The organism is Lysobacter korlensis, from assembly GCF_042434515.1.
Window position 1 is genome coordinate 1,053,801 of sequence record NZ_JBHLTG010000001.1, and the last position, 18,751, is coordinate 1,072,551.

The 18,751-nt window shown below is 67.0% G+C and carries 13 protein-coding genes and 5 pseudogenes; 12 read left to right on the top strand and 6 right to left on the bottom strand.

The genetic code is table 11. The annotated features are described in order from the left end of the window. Positions 1-20: 20 nt before the first annotated feature. Entirely contained in the window at positions 21-2,123 is a 2,103-nt protein-coding gene (locus ACFFGH_RS04700; protein WP_386665270.1) for a glycosyltransferase, read from the bottom strand. A gap of 102 nt (positions 2,124-2,225) precedes the next feature. On the opposite strand from ACFFGH_RS04700, the gene mrcB reads away from it, so the two are divergent. From mrcB to ACFFGH_RS04725, 5 genes are all read left to right on the top strand, one after another. Beyond that, entirely contained in the window at positions 2,226-4,604 is a 2,379-nt protein-coding gene (mrcB, locus tag ACFFGH_RS04705; protein WP_386665272.1) for a penicillin-binding protein 1B, read from the top strand. Positions 4,605-4,636: 32 nt separating this feature from the next. Beyond that, positions 4,637-5,152, top strand: coding sequence for a tetratricopeptide repeat protein (locus ACFFGH_RS04710; protein WP_386665275.1), 516 nt, complete (start codon positions 4,637-4,639; stop codon positions 5,150-5,152). 1 nt (position 5,153) lies between these two features. Beyond that, the gene (locus ACFFGH_RS04715; RefSeq protein ID WP_386665278.1) at positions 5,154-7,319 is read left to right on the top strand and encodes an ATP-dependent DNA helicase; all 2,166 of its coding nucleotides are present in this window, start codon (positions 5,154-5,156) and stop codon (positions 7,317-7,319) included. A gap of 28 nt (positions 7,320-7,347) precedes the next feature. After that, a complete protein-coding gene (tsaB, locus tag ACFFGH_RS04720) occupies positions 7,348-8,058 on the top strand; it encodes a tRNA (adenosine(37)-N6)-threonylcarbamoyltransferase complex dimerization subunit type 1 TsaB (RefSeq protein ID WP_386665280.1) in 711 nt (236 codons plus the stop codon). 152 nt (positions 8,059-8,210) lie between these two features. Then, positions 8,211-9,059 carry a hypothetical protein gene (locus tag ACFFGH_RS04725; RefSeq protein WP_386665283.1) on the top strand — a complete coding sequence of 283 codons (849 nt, stop codon included), beginning with the start codon at positions 8,211-8,213 and terminating at the stop codon, positions 9,057-9,059. A 36-nt stretch (positions 9,060-9,095) separates the two neighbouring features. On the opposite strand, the gene ACFFGH_RS04730 is transcribed toward ACFFGH_RS04725, so the two are convergent. Together ACFFGH_RS04730 and gshB are read right to left on the bottom strand one after the other, a co-directional pair. After that, positions 9,096-9,965: an energy transducer TonB gene (locus ACFFGH_RS04730; RefSeq protein ID WP_386667365.1), complete on the bottom strand. Its 870-nt coding sequence runs from the start codon at positions 9,963-9,965 to the stop codon at positions 9,096-9,098. Positions 9,966-10,034: 69 nt separating this feature from the next. Beyond that, entirely contained in the window at positions 10,035-10,982 is a 948-nt protein-coding gene (gene gshB, locus ACFFGH_RS04735; RefSeq protein ID WP_386665284.1) for a glutathione synthase, read from the bottom strand. Positions 10,983-11,168: 186 nt separating this feature from the next. Here gshB and ACFFGH_RS04740 point away from each other — a divergent pair, with 186 nt between their 5' ends. From ACFFGH_RS04740 to ACFFGH_RS04760, 5 genes and pseudogenes are all read left to right on the top strand, one after another. Further along, complete coding sequence (locus ACFFGH_RS04740; protein ID WP_386665287.1) at positions 11,169-11,579, top strand: response regulator; 411 nt, start codon at positions 11,169-11,171, stop codon at positions 11,577-11,579. An 18-nt stretch (positions 11,580-11,597) separates the two neighbouring features. Continuing rightward, positions 11,598-11,963, top strand: coding sequence for a response regulator (locus ACFFGH_RS04745; RefSeq protein ID WP_386665289.1), 366 nt, complete (start codon positions 11,598-11,600; stop codon positions 11,961-11,963). A 54-nt stretch (positions 11,964-12,017) separates the two neighbouring features. Continuing rightward, a complete protein-coding gene (locus ACFFGH_RS04750) occupies positions 12,018-12,566 on the top strand; it encodes a chemotaxis protein CheW (protein ID WP_386665291.1) in 549 nt (182 codons plus the stop codon). A gap of 60 nt (positions 12,567-12,626) precedes the next feature. Next, the gene (locus ACFFGH_RS04755) at positions 12,627-14,642 is read left to right on the top strand and encodes a methyl-accepting chemotaxis protein (protein ID WP_386665293.1); all 2,016 of its coding nucleotides are present in this window, start codon (positions 12,627-12,629) and stop codon (positions 14,640-14,642) included. Positions 14,643-14,785: 143 nt separating this feature from the next. Further along, positions 14,786-16,903, top strand: a pseudogene (locus tag ACFFGH_RS04760) (Hpt domain-containing protein); the annotation flags it as partial. 388 nt (positions 16,904-17,291) lie between these two features. Here ACFFGH_RS04760 and ACFFGH_RS34525 read toward each other — a convergent pair. Continuing rightward, positions 17,292-17,741, bottom strand: a complete 450-nt coding sequence (locus ACFFGH_RS34525) for a pentapeptide repeat-containing protein (protein WP_512700300.1) — start codon at positions 17,739-17,741, stop codon at positions 17,292-17,294. Here ACFFGH_RS34525 and ACFFGH_RS34530 point away from each other — a divergent pair. Next, positions 17,642-17,899, top strand: a pseudogene (locus tag ACFFGH_RS34530) (hypothetical protein); the annotation flags it as partial. The gene ACFFGH_RS34525 and the pseudogene ACFFGH_RS34530 overlap by 100 nt on opposite strands. On the opposite strand, the pseudogene ACFFGH_RS34535 reads toward ACFFGH_RS34530, so the two are convergent. Then, a pseudogene (locus ACFFGH_RS34535) lies at positions 17,862-18,077 on the bottom strand (hypothetical protein); the annotation flags it as partial. The pseudogenes ACFFGH_RS34530 and ACFFGH_RS34535 overlap by 38 nt on opposite strands. Here ACFFGH_RS34535 and ACFFGH_RS34540 point away from each other — a divergent pair. Beyond that, positions 18,050-18,409, top strand: a pseudogene (locus tag ACFFGH_RS34540) (hypothetical protein); the annotation flags it as partial. The pseudogenes ACFFGH_RS34535 and ACFFGH_RS34540 sit on opposite strands and share 28 nt — an antisense overlap. A gap of 118 nt (positions 18,410-18,527) precedes the next feature. On the opposite strand, the pseudogene ACFFGH_RS34545 reads toward ACFFGH_RS34540, so the two are convergent. Continuing rightward, positions 18,528-18,659, bottom strand: a pseudogene (locus ACFFGH_RS34545) (hypothetical protein); the annotation flags it as partial. Between the last annotated feature and the right edge of the window lie 92 nt (positions 18,660-18,751).

Here is an 18,751-nt window from a genome sequence, read left to right on the forward strand (position 1 = left end):
GTGGAGTGGCTGCCGAACAATCAGTCACGGCGCAGCAGTACCCGCCGTACCACCTCCCGACCGGCATCGAGCGAGAAGTGCTGCTCGACATTGCGCAGTCCGTGCTCGGCGAGAGTGTTCCATAACGTCTCGTCGGTATAGGCGCGGACCACGGCGTCAGCGAAGCTCTGTGGATCATCTGCAACCAGCACGTCACGACCGTGCACGAGGTGCATGCCTTCGACCGCGCACGGCGTAGCCACCACTGGCTGGCCATGCGCCATGCTCAGGTTGACCTTGCCTTTCACCCCCGCGCCGTAGCGCAGAGGTGCGACGGCGATTCGGCCGCCGTCCATGTACGGGTCTATATCCGGGACGTGGCCATGCACGATGACCCCCGGCTGGGAAGCCAGAGCTGTGACCGAAGGCGGCGGGTCGCTGCCTATGCAGTGAAAGCGGGCATGGGGCAATTGCGTGCGCACGCGCGGGAACACCTCGCGCACGAACCAGACTACGGCGTCCACATTGGGCGGATGCCTGAAACCGCCAACGAACACGAGGTCGGCACGCGCTTCGAAGCTCTGGCCGCGGCCCGAAACGCGGTGCAGATTCGACAGGACGTCCACCGAAGCACCTGGTGCGTCGGTCGCAAGCAGTGATCGTTCGACCTCGCTTACCACGAGCGTGGCATCGGCTCGGGCGATCAGGTCCAGTTCAAGCCGGCGCGTGCGTTCGGCCGCCCGCATCAACGCTGTGTCGCCCGCGAGTTCTGCGCCACGCTTTTCGCGCAGGTAATGAAGATCGACGGTATCGAACACGACGCGCGCGCGCGGTGCGTGCCGGCGCAAGAGGGGCAGGAACTCACGCAAAACGTAATGGCGGCAGACGAGCACCGCGTCGAACCGCTCTCCATGACGCTTCAGCCAAGCAGGCGCGCGCGCAGCAAACGGGGCGTACCACGTCTCGACTCCGAGATCTTGGAGCGTTTTCGTATCCGAGCCCGAGTGAGTGCGGTTGGCGGGCATAAAGACTACATGCGCGCCCTCGTCCCGTAGAAGCCGCATGAGATTGAGCAGCCTCAGCGAGCCGGAGTCTCGATCCGGTTGTGGAGTCAGAGCGTCAACGATCAGCACGCATGGATGGCAATTGCCGCGCAGAACCGCGCTGTCCGCTGGCCCCGGTGGTGGCTGTCGAGCCAGATCCTTCGCCCACTTCTCGGCGAAGATGCTCCGGTTGCGCTCCTGGTACGCCTTGGGGCCTTGGTTGATGTCGGTTCCCGACGTCGTCCCTTCGTCGTGCACGACGCGAGCGGCCGGCTGATACAGCACGGAGCGGCCTGAAGCGCGCACCGCAAACGCTAAATCGGTGTCCTCGTAATACGCGGGTGCGTAGCGGCGGTCGAAGCCTCCAAGTGATAGAAACAGCTCCCGCCTGAGCGCAATCGCGGCACCGGAGCAGTAATCCGCTGCGCGCACGAATGAGTAACGAGGGTCATCGGGTGAGTCGAAGCGCCCGTAGTTCCAGCCACTGCCGTCCGCGAAAACGATGCCTCCTGCTTCCTGCAGTCGGCCATCGGGATACACCAGTTGTGCTCCGACAAGCCCCGCGTCTGGGTACGATTCGAACGTGCCCAGCAGGGCGTCCAGCCAGCCCGGCTGAGGCACAGTGTCGTTGTTGAGAAAAACGAGATATTCGCCTCGTGCCAGCGAGGCGCCATCGTTGCACGCAGAAATGAAGCCGCCGTTCTCCGAGCGGCGGTGGTAGCGCACACCTTCGACAAGCGGCAGGGAGGCCGTGGTTTCATCACTGGAGCCGTCATCGACGACGATGATCTCGATCGCAGCCTGCGGCGGATGCTCGGCGAGCGCGCGAAGGCATTGCAGCGTATGTGCGAAATGGTTGTAGACGGGAATAACGATGCTCGCGCGCGGCGCCGCTGCTGCAGGTACTGAAAACGGCGCGAATTGCGCGGCGGCTGGCAGATAGAGCGTCGGTCGCTGGGTCGGCGGCACCGGACGGAGCTGGCGCGCGACGCGCTCCCACGTGGCCCGGGCCCCGCGCGTGCGAAGGCTGACCAGCCCGCGCTGGAGCAAGCCGCTGCCGCGGTCGATCAGGAACCGGATCTCGGCCCAGTCCATTGCCATGCTGAAGGAACTCCGATGAGTCGTTAACGCCCGTGCGGACGCCCGGGCCGGCTGCGCTAGACTCCCGTCGACGCGGGCGCAGCCCGACAATTGTCTCATCACGTGGCCCGAATCGATTACGACGAAGACGCCGACGCGTCCGCCGACGACACCTCCGCACCCTGGCTCCGGCGGCTTGCGACCTGGGCCCTGGCGGTCATCGGGCTGGGCCTGGGCTTTCTGATTCCGTACACGCTCTACCTCAATCACGAGGTCGGCGAGCGTTTCGGGCAGTTGCGCTGGCAGGTGCCGACGCGTGTGTTCGCGCGTCCACTGCAGCTTTCGCCCGGTCTGGCGATAGATGCGAGGACCCTGAAGACCGAGCTCGACGCCGCGGGCTACCGGGAAGGCGACGGGCGTCGTGAAGGGTCGTACGAACGCAGTGGCAACCGCTGGCGGATTTCCAGCCGCGGCTTTCACGATGTCGACGGCGTCGTGAAACCGCGCCGGATCGAGGTCGTGCTCGGTGGTGGTCGCGTGGTGTCGGTGCGCGACGCCGCGCGCCGGGAATCGGTGAAGGCCGCGCGGCTGGACCCGGCACGCATCGCCACGCTGTACGGCCAGCAGCAGGAAGAGCGCCGGCTGGTGCGCATCGACGAGGTGCCCGAGCTGCTGGTCACCGGCCTGCAGGCCGTCGAGGACCGCGACTTCAACAGCCACATCGGCATCGACCTTACCGGCATGGTGCGCGCCGCGTTCGTGAACCTGCGTTCCGGCGAGACCCGCCAGGGCGCGAGTACGCTGACCCAGCAGCTCGCGCGCAGCGGTCTGCTCGGGATCGGGCGCGAGCAGACGCTCACACGCAAGGGAAAGGAAATCCTCTACGCGCTGCTGATGGAGGCGCGCTACGACAAGCGCACGATCCTCGAGGCGTACCTCAACCAGGTTTACCTCGGCCAGCGCGGCGCACAGGCGATCCACGGTGTCGCTGCGGGTGCCGAGTTCTGGTTCGGTCGCGATCTCAAGGACCTGTCGACCGAGCAGATCGCGCTGCTGGTCGGCATCGTGAAGGGCCCATCGGCCTATGACCCTCGACGGCGCCCCGAGGCGGCACGTGAGCGGCGGGCGATCGCGTTGGGCGAGATGCACGAGGCCGGCCTGATCGACGACGCCGAGTACAAGCGCGCGCTCGACGCACCGCTCGGCGTGACCAAGACGCCCGGCCACGTCGCCGCGAACCGGTTCCCCGCATTCGTCGATCTCGTTCGCCGCCAGCTTGCACGCGACTATCCGGCCAACGAGCTGGCCGGCGCCGGCCTGCGCGTGATGAGCAGCATGTCTCCGTCGGCGCAGGCGTATGCCGAGGGCGGGGTGACCCGCACGCTCAAGAGTCTCGGAAAACGCCGCGCCCCGCTGCAGGCGGCGGTCGTGGTAACCGATGTCGAGGACGGCGGCGTGCGCGCCGTGGTCGGCGGCAAGGACTTCGACACGCACGGGTTCAACCGGGCGATCGAAGCGCAGCGTCCGGTCGGCTCGCTGCTCAAGCCCTTCGTGTACCTGCTTGCCTTGGCCGAACCGCAGAAATTCTCGCTGGCGACCTGGGTCGACGATTCGGCGGTGCAGGTCAAGCTGGGCGACGGCAAGACCTGGGCGCCGAAAAACTCCGACGGCCGCAGCCACGGCAGCGTGCGGCTGGTCGATGCGCTCGCGCAGTCGTACAACCAGTCAATGGTGCGCGTCGGCATGCAGGTCGGCCCGGCCCGGATCGCCGACCTGCTGCGTACGCTGGCTGGTATCGACGCACGGCCGCACCCGTCGTTGATTCTGGGCGGGACCGACCAGAGCCCGTACGCGATGGCGCAGCTGTACCAGTTCGTGGCGTCGGGCGGCGAAATCCAGCCGCTGCATGCGGTGCGCGGCGTACTCGATTCCGAAGGCCGGGCGCTGAAGCGCTACGACAAGACCCCCGCGCCGGCGCAGGAGGGCGACGCGATCGCCGCACGCCTGATTACGGTCGGCCTGCAGCAGGCGGTCACGAACGGCACCGGACGGCAGCTCGTCGGTGATGGTCTGGGCCGGTTGTCTCCGGCCGGCAAGACCGGCACCAGCAACGACGGCCGCGACAGCTGGTTCGCGGGCTGGACCGGCGACTATCTGGCCGTCGTCTGGGTCGGCAACGACCAGAACGAAACCACAGGCCTGTACGGCGCGACCGGGGCGATGCGGATCTGGTCGGCGATGTTCTCGCGACTGCCGAGCGCGCCGTTGCAGGTCGGCGATGAAGGGCTGGACTGGCAATGGGTGATCGGATCGAACACGACCGACCCCGAGTGCGCCGGCGCGCGACGGCTTCCATTCGTGGCGGGCTTTGCACCGTCCTACACGCCGTGTCCGGCATCGCAGCCGGTATACGAGGATGAAAGCGAAGGGTCGGGCGGCTGGCGTGAGTGGTTCGGGCTGGATCGCAACGATGCTCCCGCCACCGAGGAGGAACGAGAGTGAAAACTCATAGCGCGAACGGGCTCTGCATCATCATGCTGCTCGCCGGCTGTGCGACGCAGCCCGCCGCACCCGACCTGACCGAGCCGCCCGGCGCTGCGACACGCGTCGAGATGGTCGAGACAATCCGCGCTGCCGGGGTCGCCAGTGATGACGAACTCGAAGTGCGGCCGCTGCGCGAAGGCGCGGTGGAAGACCTTCGCGAGCGCGCGCAGGCGCTGCAGGCCCAGGGCGACTACCCGCAGGCGGCGGCGCTGCTCGACGAAGCCCTGGAAAGGCATGGGGCGGATCCGACCGTGCTGCAGGAACGCGCCGAAGCGGCAGTGCTCGTTGGCGACTTCGATGCCGCCGAGCGTTTCTCGCGGCGTGCGATCGAGATCGGCACGCAGGTCGGGCCGCTGTGCCGCAGGCACTGGACGCTCCTTGAGCAGGTTGCCCAGGCGCAGCTTGCCGGTGCGGATGCCGCCGAATCAGCCGGACTGCAATCCCGCGTCGACGCCGCGCGTCGCGAGCGCGAAGCCTGCACCGTCGCCGCGCCTGCGCGGTACTGACGTGCTCGGGCGACTCGCGCAGGCCAGCCGCGACGCGCTCGTCGAAGGCGGCGACCTTGCGCGAAACATTGCCGCGTTTGCACCGCGCCCGGCGCAGCAGGACCTGGCGGCCGCGATCGGTGAAGCATTCGACACGCAGGGCACATTGATCGCCGAGGCCGGCACGGGCACCGGCAAGACGTTCGCGTACCTCGTGCCCGCGCTGCTGTCGGGCAAGAAGACGATCATCTCCACCGGAACGCGTGCGCTGCAGGATCAGCTCTACCACCGTGACCTGCCACGCGTGCGCGACGCGCTCGGCACCGGTCTGAAGTCGGCCCTGCTCAAGGGGCGCGCGAACTACCTGTGTCATTACCGCATGCGCCAGGCCGAAGGCGAGCCGCGGTTTACTTCGCGCGAACTCGCATCGCAGTTCCAGCGCATCGTCGCCTGGTCCGGGCGCACGCGCATGGGCGATCTTGCCGAGCTGGACGCACTGCCCGAAGACTCGCCACTGATCGCGATGGTGACGAGCACGGCGGAGAACTGCCTCGGCAGTGAATGCCCGTTCTTTTCCGAATGTTTCGTCGTGCAGGCACGGCAGCGTGCGCAGGCCGCGGACGTGGTCGTCGTGAACCACCACCTGCTGCTGGCCGACCTTGCACTCAAGCAGGAAGGCTTCGGCGAGATCCTGCCCGGTGCGCAGGCGTTCGTCGTGGACGAAGCACACCAGCTGCCGGACCTCGCCGCGCAGTTCTTCGGCGAAGCGCTGAGCGCGCGGCCGTTGGTCGAGCTGGCGCGTGATGCCGTCGCCGAGTGCAAGGACCAGCCCGGTGCGCTCGCAGTGCTGCAGGATCCGGCACGTGAGCTGGAGCATGCGGTACGCGGACTGCGCAACGCGATGGATGAGCTGCCGGTGCGCGGCACGCGTCGCCGCGCCAGCGAACTCGACTCGGTCGAGGACGCGCTCGATGTGCTTACCGGCGCGTTGCGCAGGTTGCATGAAGCGCTGCTGCCGCTGCACATGGTTGCCCCGGGTTTCGAGAGCTGCACCGCGCGCGCAAAGGAATTCGAACTGCGCCTGCAGCGCTGGCGGGGCACGTCGGACCACTCGATGCCTTTGCTGGATGCGCTCGACACCGACGCGTTCGAAGACGCCTCGGTGCTGGACGGGCAGGGCGCGCAGCTTCCCGTAGCGGCCGGCGCGCTACTCGCTGGCCTGCAGCGCGATGAGTTGCCAGTCGAGCCTGAGTCGAGTGCTGACGATGAGGTCCCGTCCGGGGACGAAAAGGGCAATCCGCATGCGGACGACAGCGTCCTCTGGTACGAGCTGAGCGCACGCGGCTTCCGGCTCAGCCGCACACCGCTGGACGTGGCCGGCCCACTCGCGCGTCACCGCGCCCGTTCGCACGCGGCCTGGGTGTTCACCTCGGCCACGCTCGCGATTAGCGGACGGTTCGAGCACTACGCGAGCAAGCTCGGCCTGCACCTCAAGGGCGAGCACGCGCCCGTAACGCTGCTTGCGCCCAGCCCGTTCGACTGGCCGCGCCAAGCGGTGTGCTACCAGCCGCGTGGGCTGCCCGATCCGGCTTCGCCCGATTACACGACGCGCGTGATCGACGCGGTGCGCCCGGTGCTCGATGCGTCCGGCGGTCGCGCATTCATCCTGTTCGCCTCGCACCGCGCGCTGCGCGAAGCGGCGCAACTGCTGCGCGAGGGTCCGTGGCCGCTGTTCGTGCAGGGCGAAGCGCCGCGGCCGGTGCTGCTCGAGCGGTTCCGTGCGTCGGGCAATGGCGTCCTGCTCGGCGCGGCGAGCTTCCGCGAGGGCGTCGATGTCGCCGGCGATGCGCTGAGCGTTGTCATCATCGACAAGCTGCCGTTCGCGGCGCCGGATGATCCGGTGTTCGACGCGCGGCTGGATGCGATTCGCCGAAACGGCGGCAACCCGTTTCGCGACGAGCAGCTGCCGCAGGCGGTCATCGCGCTCAAGCAGGGCGCGGGTCGATTGATCCGCTCCGAGCACGACCGCGGCGTGCTCGTGCTCTGCGACCCGCGCCTGTCGACGAAGAGCTACGGCGCGGTGTTCATGCAGTCGTTGCCGCCGATGCCACGCACGCGTGCGCTCGAGGACGTGCAGCGCTTTTTCTCCAGCGTCCCGGCCGAGCCCTCGGTCGAGGCGATGTTCTGATGCTTTCGATCCCGGCCACCTGATACCGATGAAGCTGCTCGCATTCGAAACCTCGACCGAAGCCTGTTCGGTCGCCCTGTGGCTGGACGGCGAAGTGCGGGAGCGCTTCGAGCTGGCGCCGCGCCGCCACGCGGAAGTTGCGCTGCCCTGGACCACAACGCTGCTGGACGAGGCGGGCGTGAAGCGTTCGCAGATCGATGCGATTGCAGTGGGCCGTGGCCCGGGTGCGTTCACTGGTGTGCGGCTCGCGATCGCGCTTGCGCAGGGCATCGCGCTTGCGCTCGATCGGCCGGTCGTGCCGGTCTCCACACTTGCTGCTCTGGCGATGCAGGGTAGGGGAGGCACGAGCGGCGGCGCGCACGTGGTCGCTGCAATCGACGCACGCATGAGCGAAACCTACGTCGGCATGTTCGCACCTGATGGCGAGGGCATGCGTGCGATCGGCGATGAATGGTTGGGTCCGCCTGCTGATTTCAAGATGCCCGGACGCGTCGGCGAGTGGAGCGGTGTGGGCACGGGTTTCGCCGCACTGGACGGTGTATTGAGTCGCAGGCTCGAGTCCGCACTGGTTGCGATCGATCCGATGGCCCTGCCGCATGCAGCCGATGTCGCGCTGCTTGCGTCGATCGATTTCGCTAGTGGAAAAGCGCTCGCGCCGGAACACGTCGAGCCCGCCTATCTGCGCAACAACGTGGCTCTGACGCTCGAGCAGCAGCGCGCAGCTCGCCTCAACCGTTGAACGTCTGACTCGACGATTGCAGCGTTAGAGCTACGAAACAAGGCGTGTGCGTGGTCACCTCGGGTTACTGCAGCGGGGCCTAGGGTCGGAAAGTCGCGTGGCTGTCCACGTGGACGGCGACGCGGCCCACCTACCTAAACGAGGAGAAACCCATGCTTACCCAGCTCACGACGGCCACGCTGTTCGCGGCCCTGCTGGTCACGCCGGTGTTCGCCCAGTCGAGTAGCACGGCTGACCAGACGCGCATGCAGAAACAGGGCATGCAGACCAACCAGGCTCAAGCCGCGGATAAGTCGAAATCCGACAAGAAACAAGCCAGCCATGCGGGCGATCAGAGCAAGGCCCGCAACGACCACGCCGGGAAGAGCGCCACGGCGCATGACGGGATGAACCGTCAGGGCATGGATCACCAGGGCATGGGCCACGGCATGATGAAGCAAGGCGGCATGGCCCAGAACGATCACAAGATGATGCAGGGCCAAATGAATGCCGCCCAGGTGCAGAAGATGACCGAAGGCTGGCCGGAGCCCTCCCGCAAGGCGATCCAGGCGATGAGCGAGAAGTACGGCCCGCCGGCCGCGGTCACTGCCGACATGGTGCTGTGGAACGAGGCCGGTCCGTGGAAGCGCACCGCCGTGTATCGCGAAGCGGTTCCGCACCAGTTCCCGATGCCGCACATGGACGTCCTGCAGCAGTGGACCGACTACAAGGCTCCGCCGTCGAAGTATGACGAGCTGGCGATGTTCGACGGCAGCGTCGTGCTCGCACGCACCGCGGGCGAGATCTCGGCTCGCTGCGACAAGGAGCCCGCGAACATTCTCGCGTTGAACCTCGCCGATGAAGTCGCGAGCGGCAAGCGATCGGTCGAAGAGGCTCGCAAGATGTATGGCGAACAGATCAAGGCGCTGATGGAAGGCAAGCCCGCGCCGTACACCGAGAAGCTCATGTTCACCACGGCCGGCGACACACAGGCGCCCGACAAGGCGCTCGCAGGTATGTAAGCAGTGCGCGGTTCCAGTTCCAGGCGGGCGCCGCGGCTAGCTGTCGACGAGCGTCCCGCCTGGCAGGAACTGCCAGGTCCGGGTGACGTGCAGCACGTCCGGGTCTTCATCGGTCTTCGGCAGCGGTGCGTACGGCTCGGCGAGCTTGGCGATGCGCAGTGCCGATGCATCGAGCAGCGCGACGCCGCTGGACTGCACGATGTCGGCGCGCTCAACCGAGCCGTCGCGGCGAATCGCCACGCTGATCACCACCTGGCCCTTGAGGCGACGGCGCCGGGCCTCGTCGGGATAGTTGAGGTTGCCTACGCGCTCGACGCGGTCCACCCAGTCCCGCAGGTAGCCGGCCCACGCATATTCCTGCGTGCTTGCTGATACGAACTTGCGCTTCGGCCGTTTGGCGTAGCGTTCTGAGCGCAGGTGGATCTCGGCGGCGAGCCGCGCCATTTCCATGTCGCGCTCGATGCGCTCGGGGCCCGCCGGCAGTGGTGTGTCGACAGGCTCGGGTGAGCGTTGCTCCTCGGCCACGGCCTGTTCGCCACGCGGGCTGGTGACGACGCGGACCTGCGGCGCGGGTTGCGCGGTAGGCGACTGTGCCTGCAACTGCCGCGGCGCTACGCCGGCCTCGTCCTTTGCGACCGGACCGGTCTGGGTATCGCGCGGGCGCAGGCTGCGCTCGTGCTCGCCACCGCCCTGATGATTCGCCTGGGCGAGAAAGTCGGCCTGCTTCGGCGTCAGCGGCGTCGTGGTCTCGGTCAGGATCACGTCCAGCGTCGGTCGCAGCGGCGCCGAATCCTCGAGCGTGAAACCAATGCCGAGCAGCACCAGTCCGTGCACGAGCACGGACAGCACCATCGTCGCGCCGAGGCGCTGGTTTTCGTCGATGCCACCGCCAGCAGCGGTGGGCACGGGTGCGTTCATGGCGTGACAGTCACCGGGGGAAGGCCGTCCACGCCGGCCCGCGGGTGGGCCCGGACGTTAGCGGCAGCGTGCGTCGATCGCATCCAGCAGTGTGCCGGCAATGTTGAGCCCGAACTGTGCGTCGAGTTCGCGAATGCAGGTCGGGCTGGTGACATTGACCTCGGTCAGGTAATCGCCGATTACGTCCAGTCCGACGAACACCATGCCGCGCCGCTTCATCTCCGGGCCAACCTGCGCTGCGATCCAGCGGTCGCGCTCGGTCAGCGGGCGGCCTTCTCCACGCCCGCCGACCGCGAGGTTGCCGCGGAATTCATCACCCTGCGGGATACGCGCCAGGCAGTAATCGACCGGCTCGCCATCGACCAGCAGGATGCGCTTGTCGCCGCCGGTGATCTCGGGCAGGTAGCGCTGGGCCATGGCCAGATGCTGTCCGCCCAGGGTCAACGTCTCGAGGATCACGTTGAGGTTCATGTCGCCGTGCGAGGCGCGGAAGATCGAGCGGCCGCCCATGCCGTCGAGCGGCTTGAGTACCGCCTGGCCGTGCTCGGCGACGAACTTCTTGAGGTCGGCCGCGTCGCGGCTCACCAGCGTCGGGGGGCAGCATTGCGGGAACAGCAGCGCGGCCAGTTTCTCGTTGTAGTCGCGCAATCCCTGCGGGTCGTTAACCACCAATGCTCCGGCCTGCTGCGCAAGGCCGAGTATCTGCGTGTCGTGGATGTATTCGCTGTCGACCGGCGGGTCCTTGCGCATCAGCACGACGTGACCGCGGCCGAGAGCAATGTGTGACGCGGGTTCGAGTTCGAACCATCGGCCCGCGTCTTCCATGACACGGAGCGGCGAGACGAGCGCCCGTGCGGCACCATCACGTACCGAAAGGCCTCCGGGTACCACGTAAAGCAGCCGGTGACCCCGGCGCTGGGCTTCGAGCAGCATCGCAAAGGTCGAGTCCTTGGCGATCTTGATCGATCCGATCGGATCCATCACGACGACGATGTCGAGCGGCATTGGCATTGGTCCGGTTGGGGTCTGGGATGGTATCAGGCAGGCGCCTGGCAACTGACGCAAATGTGCAGTGATCAGGCTGCAAAGTGACAAAAAGTGCTGGCTTGACAGCCTGCGGTGGGATTGGAATAAAGGCGTTCAACGCGTTGTGCCAAGGGGATTCGAAGCACGCGCCCAGGAGGATTCGAGATGCAGGACGAGGGTCGCAACGACAACCTCGACGGTTTGCGGGTGATGGTGATCGATGATTCCAAAACGATCCGTCGCACGGCCGAGACGTTGCTCAAGCGTGAAGGCTGCGATGTGGTCACCGCGACCGACGGCTTCGAGGCACTCGCCAAGATCGCCGACCAGCAGCCGCAGATCATCTTCGTCGACATCATGATGCCGAGGCTCGACGGCTATCAGACCTGCGCGCTGATCAAGAACAACCAGATGTTCAAGGGCACGCCGGTGATCATGCTGTCGTCCAAGGATGGTCTGTTCGACAAGGCGCGCGGCCGCATCGTCGGCTCCGAGCAGTACCTGACCAAGCCGTTCACCCGCGAAGAACTGCTCGACGCGATCCGAAACCACGTTTCCCACGCACGCAACGCCTGACCGGGGGGTAGGGCACCAATGGCACGTATTCTGCTGATCGAGGATTCACCGACTGAAACCGCGGTGATGACCCAACTGCTCGAGCGCAACGGGCACCAGGTGCTCGCATCGACGAGCGCCGAGGACGGTATCGAAGCCTGCCGCCGCGAGCGTCCGGACCTGGTGCTGATGGATGTCGTGCTTCCGGGCATGAACGGCTTCCAGGCCACCCGTGCGCTGTCGCGCGATAACGACACCAAGTCGATCCCCGTGCTGATCGTCAGTACGAAGGCGATGGAAACCGACAAGGCCTGGGGCCTGCGCCAGGGCGCGAAGGACTACATCGTCAAGCCGCCGCGCGAGGCCGAACTGATCGCGCGCATCAACGACCTGCTCGGACCCTGACTCCTTGGCGCCGGGTCCCGCATCCGCCGCCTGCCGCATGAGCCTGCTGCCCCCATGAAGATGTCCCCGTTCGAGGTTCTGGCCGATTACGAGCGCCGCTCGCTGGCGCACGTCGCCGGCTTGCCCGAGCAGCTCGATGCTCCGGGCCTGTGGCGCGGCGTCGGCTACCGCATCGGCAGCCGCCGGCTTGCGTCCGAGTTTGGCGAAGTGAGGGAAATCCTCACGATGCCGCCGGTCACGCCGGTACCGGGCGCGCAGCCATGGATGCTGGGCGTCGCCAACGTCCGCGGCAGCCTGGTGCCGATCGTCGACCTCAAGCAGTTCCTCGAGGGCGAGCGCACCGTGATCCACGAACACCAGCGCGTGCTGCTGGTCCGTCAGCCCGGCGGCGACGTCGCCGTGCTGATCGACGAGCTCTACGGCCAGCGCAGCTTCGCCGAGCAGCACCAGCTGGACGATGATCAGATCACCGCCGAGCGCCTCGCCGAGGGGCGCTATGCGCATTTCGTCGACCGCGGTTACCGCCTCGGCGAACAACCGTGGGGCATCTTCAGCCTCGACCGGTTGGCCCGTACTCCCGAATTCCGTCAGGCCGCCGCCTGAGCCCTGCCACCCAACGCCGTCACCAAACGCGACCGCTGTACATAAACCCGAGGTCCCACCATGAGCTCTGACATCAATTCCGTCGCCGGCAAGGCCCGCAGCCTGGGCGTCAACACATGGTTGACCATGCTCGCCATCTCCCTGCTCGTGCTGGCGGCGAACTTCGGTTATGCGTCGTACAAGGCCGGTAAGGCGAGCGGCGCGAGCGAAGCGGCAGCCGACCTGCAGGTGCTCTCGCAGCAGCTTGCGGTGCAGAGCCAGGAGGCGGTGAGCGGCGACGCGAAGGCATTCGAAGCACTACGCGGCACGAAGTCCGCGATCGACGAGGACGTCGAGCAGCTCAACGCCGACTACGGGCAGACCGTAGGTGTCTCCGGTCCGATCGCCACGGTGGCCTCGACCTGGAAGCCGCTGGGCCAGAACGCCGAGCAGGTGCTGCAGAGCGAGAAGGCCGTGCTGGCACTCGCCGGCAACGCCGAGAGCTTCGCCGGCCGCCTGCCGCAGCTGCAGGCGCGCCTCGACGAGCTGGTGCGCGCAATGTCCGCGAGCGGCTCGCCGTCGTCGCAGGTCTACCTCGCACTGCGCCAGGTCGTGCTGTCGGGAACCATGGCCCGCCGCATCACTGAAATCCGCGCTGGCGGCCCGGGCGCCGCAATCGCCGGTGACGCGCTTGCACGCGACGCCGCGGTGTTCGGTAACGTGCTCGACGGTCTGCGCAAGGGCAGCGCCGACGTGAGCCAGCTCAACAATGCAAGTGCGCTCGCAGCGCTGAGCCAGGCCGAGTCGGTCTGGCGCGACATGAAGACCGACCTCGACGCGATCCTCGGCAGCTCGCAGAACCTGTTCCGCGCGCAGGCCGCCGCCAACTCGATCACCTCCGGTTCGGACGACCTGCTCAACCAGTCGGAAGGGCTCTTCAACGCGGTGAACGCGCCGGGCTCGTTCCAGGACACCAGCCTGCTCGGGAACATCTGGATCTCGATCATCTCAGGTCTGATCGCGCTGCTCTCGTTCGCCGGCCTGCTGTGGTCGCTGAACCGCCAGCAGCAGACGCGTTACCAGACCACGAAGGAACTCAACGACCGTAACCAGGAGGCGATCATGCGCCTGCTGGACGAAATGGGTTCGCTCGCAGAAGGCGACCTGACGGTAAAGGCGACGGTCACCGAAGACATGACCGGCGCGATCGCCGACTCCATCAACTTCGCCGTCGAGCAGCTGCGCAGCCTCGTGCAGACGATTACCGATACGTCGGTGCAGGTCGCCGCAAGCGCACAGGAAACGCAGGCCACCGCCATGCACCTGGCCGAAGCCGCAGAGCATCAGGCGCAGGAGATCTCCTCGGCCTCCGACCGCATCAGCGAAATCGCAGCCAGCATCGACCAGGTTTCGAAGAACTCCGCCGAATCCGCGGACGTGGCGCAGCGCTCGGTGCAGATCGCGACCAAGGGTGCCGGCGTCGTGCGCCAGACGATTCAGGGCATGGACAACATCCGTGACCAGATCCAGGAAACCTCGAAGCGAATCAAGCGCCTCGGTGAGTCGTCGCAGGAAATCGGCTCGATCGTTGAACTGATCAACGACATCTCGGAACAGACGAACATCCTGGCGCTGAACGCCGCAATTCAGGCGGCCTCGGCCGGTGAGGCGGGCCGCGGGTTCGCGGTCGTGGCCGACGAAGTGCAGCGACTTGCAGAACGCGCGTCAAACGCGACGAAGCGAATCGAAACGCTGGTCCAGACGATTCAGTCCGACACCAACGAAGCCGTCAGCTCGATGGAGCAGACGACCTCCGAAGTGGTCGCGGGTGCACGCCTCGCCGAGGACGCCGGTACGGCACTGGGCGAGATCGAAAAGGTGTCGTCCGACCTCTCGGGCCTCATTCAGGGCATCTCGATGGCGGCGCAGCAGCAGTCCGGCGCGGCAGCGAACATCACCCAGACGATGAACACGATTCAGCAGATCACCTCGCAGACCACGCAGGGCGCGAACCAGACGGCCGAGTCGATCGGCAACCTGGCACAGCTCGCTGCCGACCTGCGCCGCTCGGTCGCCGACTTCAAGCTGCCGGCCTGATCGCGTCCACCTGATCCGAACGAATCCGAATTTAGACGCATGACCAGGCTCGCTCCCGGCCCCCATCGCATCGATCGCGACGTACACCGTCGCGGCTGCGGCGGCCGCGGCTCCGCCGATCAATGGAGTGCGCGATGAACATGATGCGCGAAGCGATCGATACCACCACCCTCGGCTGGATCAAGCCCGAAATCGACGAGACCCTGCGCCACGCGCGGCAGGATATCGAGGCGTTCGCGGACAACCCTGCGGACGCTTCGGCGATGCGCAGTTGTGCGGCCCACCTGCACCAGATCTGCGGCACGCTGCGCATGATCGAACTGCATGCGCCGGCAATGGTCGCCGACGAGATGGAGCAGCTGTCGCTTGCGCTGCAGGGCGGAGTCGTGGGCGACCGCGACGAAGCCTGCGGCGCGCTGATGCGCGGCGTCGTGCAGCTGCCTGACTATCTCGAGCGTCTGCAGGGCGGCCACCGGGACATCCCGATCGTGCTGTTGCCGCTGCTCAACGAACTGCGTGCCGCTCGCGGCGCCGTCGGTCTCGACGAGTCGGCATTGTTCGTCGCCGATCTCGAGCGGGCCGTGCCTGCAGTCGCACCGGCCCCAAGCGCTGATCACGACGTGAGCCGGCCACTGTCGGCACTGGGCGCAGCGGTTGCCACCTGGTCGCAGGACGGTTCGGCGGTCGACGGTAACGCGCTTACGGCCGCGCTCGAAGCGCTGCTCGCCAAGGCGGGTCCCGAGTCGGCGCGACGGATGGTATGGGTCGCCATGTCGGTCGCGACCGCAATGCGCGATGGCGCGCTGGCTCCGTCTGCGTCACTGCGTCAGGCATTCGCAGGCGTGGCCAATGACGCAGCGCGGCTGCTCGGCCCATCGGGCCCCACGACCCGCGCCGACGACGCGGGCGCCGAGCCGACCCGCCAGCTGCTGTTCCACGTCGCCCACAGCGACAGCCGCCATCCGGCGCTGGATCAGCTGCGTGACGTATTCGAGCTGCGTGTCCAGGCGCCGACCGAAAGCGAGCTGGCGCATGCGCGCGGCAGCCTCGGCGGTCGCAACCGCGCACTGCTCGACACCGTTTCGGCGGCGATCAAGGAAGACCTGATGCGCGTCAAGGACGCGCTCGACCTGCACCTCCGTACCGGGCAGAGCGACATCGCTGATCTGCATCCCCAGGTGGATGCACTGACCCGCGTTGGCGAAACCCTCGGCATGATGGGCGTGGACACCGCACGCAGCGTCGTCATGCAACAGCGCGACGCGATGCGGCAGATCGTCTCGGGCCAGCGCGCCGCTGATGAGCACGCACTGCTCGATATCGCCGGTGCACTGCTCTATGTGGACGCGTCGCTCGACGACCAGGTAGCCCGCCTCGGGTTGCCGGAAGACCTTCAGGGTGAGGACCGTTTCACGGGCGAGTCGCGCAAGGTGCTCGACCTCGTCGTGCGCGAAGCCATCGCGAACTTCGGCGACGCCCGGCAGGCTTTCGTCGCGTTCGTCGAGACCGGCTGGGATCACGCCCAGCTGGCCGAAGTGCCGCGCCTGCTCGATGAAGTCGCCGGCGCGCTTCGCATCCTCGAGATGCCGACCGCCGCGAATTACCTCCATGCCGTTCGGCGCTACACCGCGACCGAACTCGTGGCGCACCAGCGCGTTCCCAGCGCACAGCAGCTCGACACGCTGGCCGACGCGCTCGCGAGCATCGAGTACTACCTCGAAGCGCTGCGCGATCAGCGACCGAACCGCGACGACATCCTCGAGATTGCACGCCAGAGCCTCGAAGCGCTGCGCTACTGGCCATTGCACGACGCATCACAGCCGGCCGCGGTCGAGATGGCCGAGGCGCATCCGGCGGATGTGACCGAAGCCCCCTCCGCAGAAGCGGCCATCGAGGCCCCACAGCTCGTAGAGATGGTGGAGGCCGAGCCTGCGCCGGGTGTCGCACAGCTCGCCGGCATCAATGCCGGCTTCGAGCACAGCGCGGACATCGACGACGACATCCGCGAAGTCTTCATCGAAGAACTCGACGAAGAAATCGCGAACCTCGGCAGCATGCTGCCGGGCTGGCGCGCCGCGCCGGACAACGCTGAAATCCTGCGGCCGATCCGTCGCGTCTTCCATACTCTCAAGGGCAGCGGTCGCCTGGTCGGCGCCAAGACGCTCGGCGAGTTCAGCTGGAAGATCGAAAGCATGCTCAACCGCGTGCTGGACGGTACGCGGCCGGCCTCGCCCGCGGTTCTCGCGGTCGTTGCGCAGGCATACGACGTCCTGCCCCAGTTCCGGGCGGCGCTTGCCGAAACCGGCGGGCTGACCGTCGACCTGCCGGCGCTCGAGGACGTGGCAGTCCGCGTGGCCGAGGGTGAGGAAGTCTTCTTTACGGCTGCTGCTGTCGAAGCCGCGCCGGTTGTGACTGACGCGCCGGCCGAGGCCGCCGCGGTTGCAGCCGCACCGGCCGAGCCCGAGCCCAGCGTGCCGGCCGCAGTCGATCCTGTGCTGCTGGAAATCCTTACGGTCGAAGTCAACGGCCATCTGGCGACGATCGACAAGTGGTTCGCGTCGGGTTCGCCGGCCGATGACCGTTTGCAGCGCGCGATCCACACGCTCAACGGCGCATTTGCGATGACCGAAGTGCCGGTCATCACCGAGATCACCGGTCCGGCCGAAGCGTATGTGAAGCGGCTGTTGGCCGCCGGCGGCGTTGCGACCGAAGAAGGTCGCGCAACGTTGCACGCGGTCGCGGACGCGATCCGTCGCACGATCGGGGCGCTGGAATCGCCCGCCCCGCACGTGCCAACGTTCGCCGGTCTTGCCGCTCGCGTGCTCTCGATGCGCGACAGCCTGCCTGACGCACGTACGCCGCTGCCGGTCGACGATATGGCTTCGCTTGCGATGCCGATCGGCGTCGACTTCGACGCTGAGCGTCGTGAGGCTGAGCGTCTTGAGGCCGAACGTCTCGAAGCTGAGCGTCTCGAAGCCGAACGCATCGAAGCTGAGCGCATCGAAGCCGAGCGTCTCCAAGCCGAGCGTCTCGAAGCAGAACGTCTTGAAGCCGAGCGCCTCGAAGCCGAACGCCTCGAAGCTGAGCGTCTTGAGGCAGAACGTCTCGAAGCCGAGCGTCTCGACGCCGAACGTCTCGAGGCAGAACGACTCGAAGCTGAGCGTCTTGAGGCCGAACGTCTCGAAGCTGAGCGTCTCGAAGCCGAACGCATCGAAGCTGAGCGCATCGAAGCCGAGCGTCTCGAAGCCGAGCGTCTCGAAGCAGAACGTCTTGAGGCCGAGCGCCTCGAAGCAGAGCGTCTCGAGGCCGAGCGTCTTGAGGCTGAGCGTCTCGAAGCCGAGCGTCTCGAGTACGAGCGCCTCGAGGCTGAATATGCCGAAGCCGCACGTCTCGAGCGTGAGGCCGCAATGAGCCAGGCCGAGCGGCTTGAGGCACAGCGTCTCGAAGCCGAACGTCTTGAGGCAGAACGGCTCGAAGCTGAGCGTCTCGAAGCCGAACGTCTCGAGGCCGAGCGCGTCGAAGCCGAACGTCTCGAGGCCGAGCGTCTCGAGGCCGAGCGTCTCGAAGCCGAGCGCGTCGAAGCCGAACGTCTCGAGGCCGAGCGTCTCGAAGCCGAGCGCGTCGAAGCCGAACGTCTCGAGGCCGAGCGTCTCGAGGCCGAGCGTCTCGAAGCCGAGCGCGTCGAAGCCGAACGTCTCGAGGCCGAGCGCGTCGAAGCAGAACGTCTCGAGGCCGAGCGCGTCGAAGCAGAACGTCTCGAGGCCGAGCGCATCGAAGCCGAACGCGTCGAAGCCGAACGCCTCGAAGCCGAACGCCTCGAAGCCGAGCGTCTCGAGGCCGAACGCCTCGAAGCCGAACGCCTCGAAGCCGAACGCCTCGAAGCCGAACGCCTCGAAGCCGAGCGTCTCGAAGCCGAGCGTCTCGAAGCCGAGTACGCAGCTGCGGCGCAGGCCGCGCTTGCGGCAGCGGCTGCCGCTGCACAGGCCGAGCCGGCATCTGCCGATGCGGGCGACGCATACGCCGAACCCGCGGCTTACGCCCACGCCGCCACGGCCGATCCCGACGAAGCGCTGGACCTCAGCGGTCTGGACCCGGAACTGGTCGATATC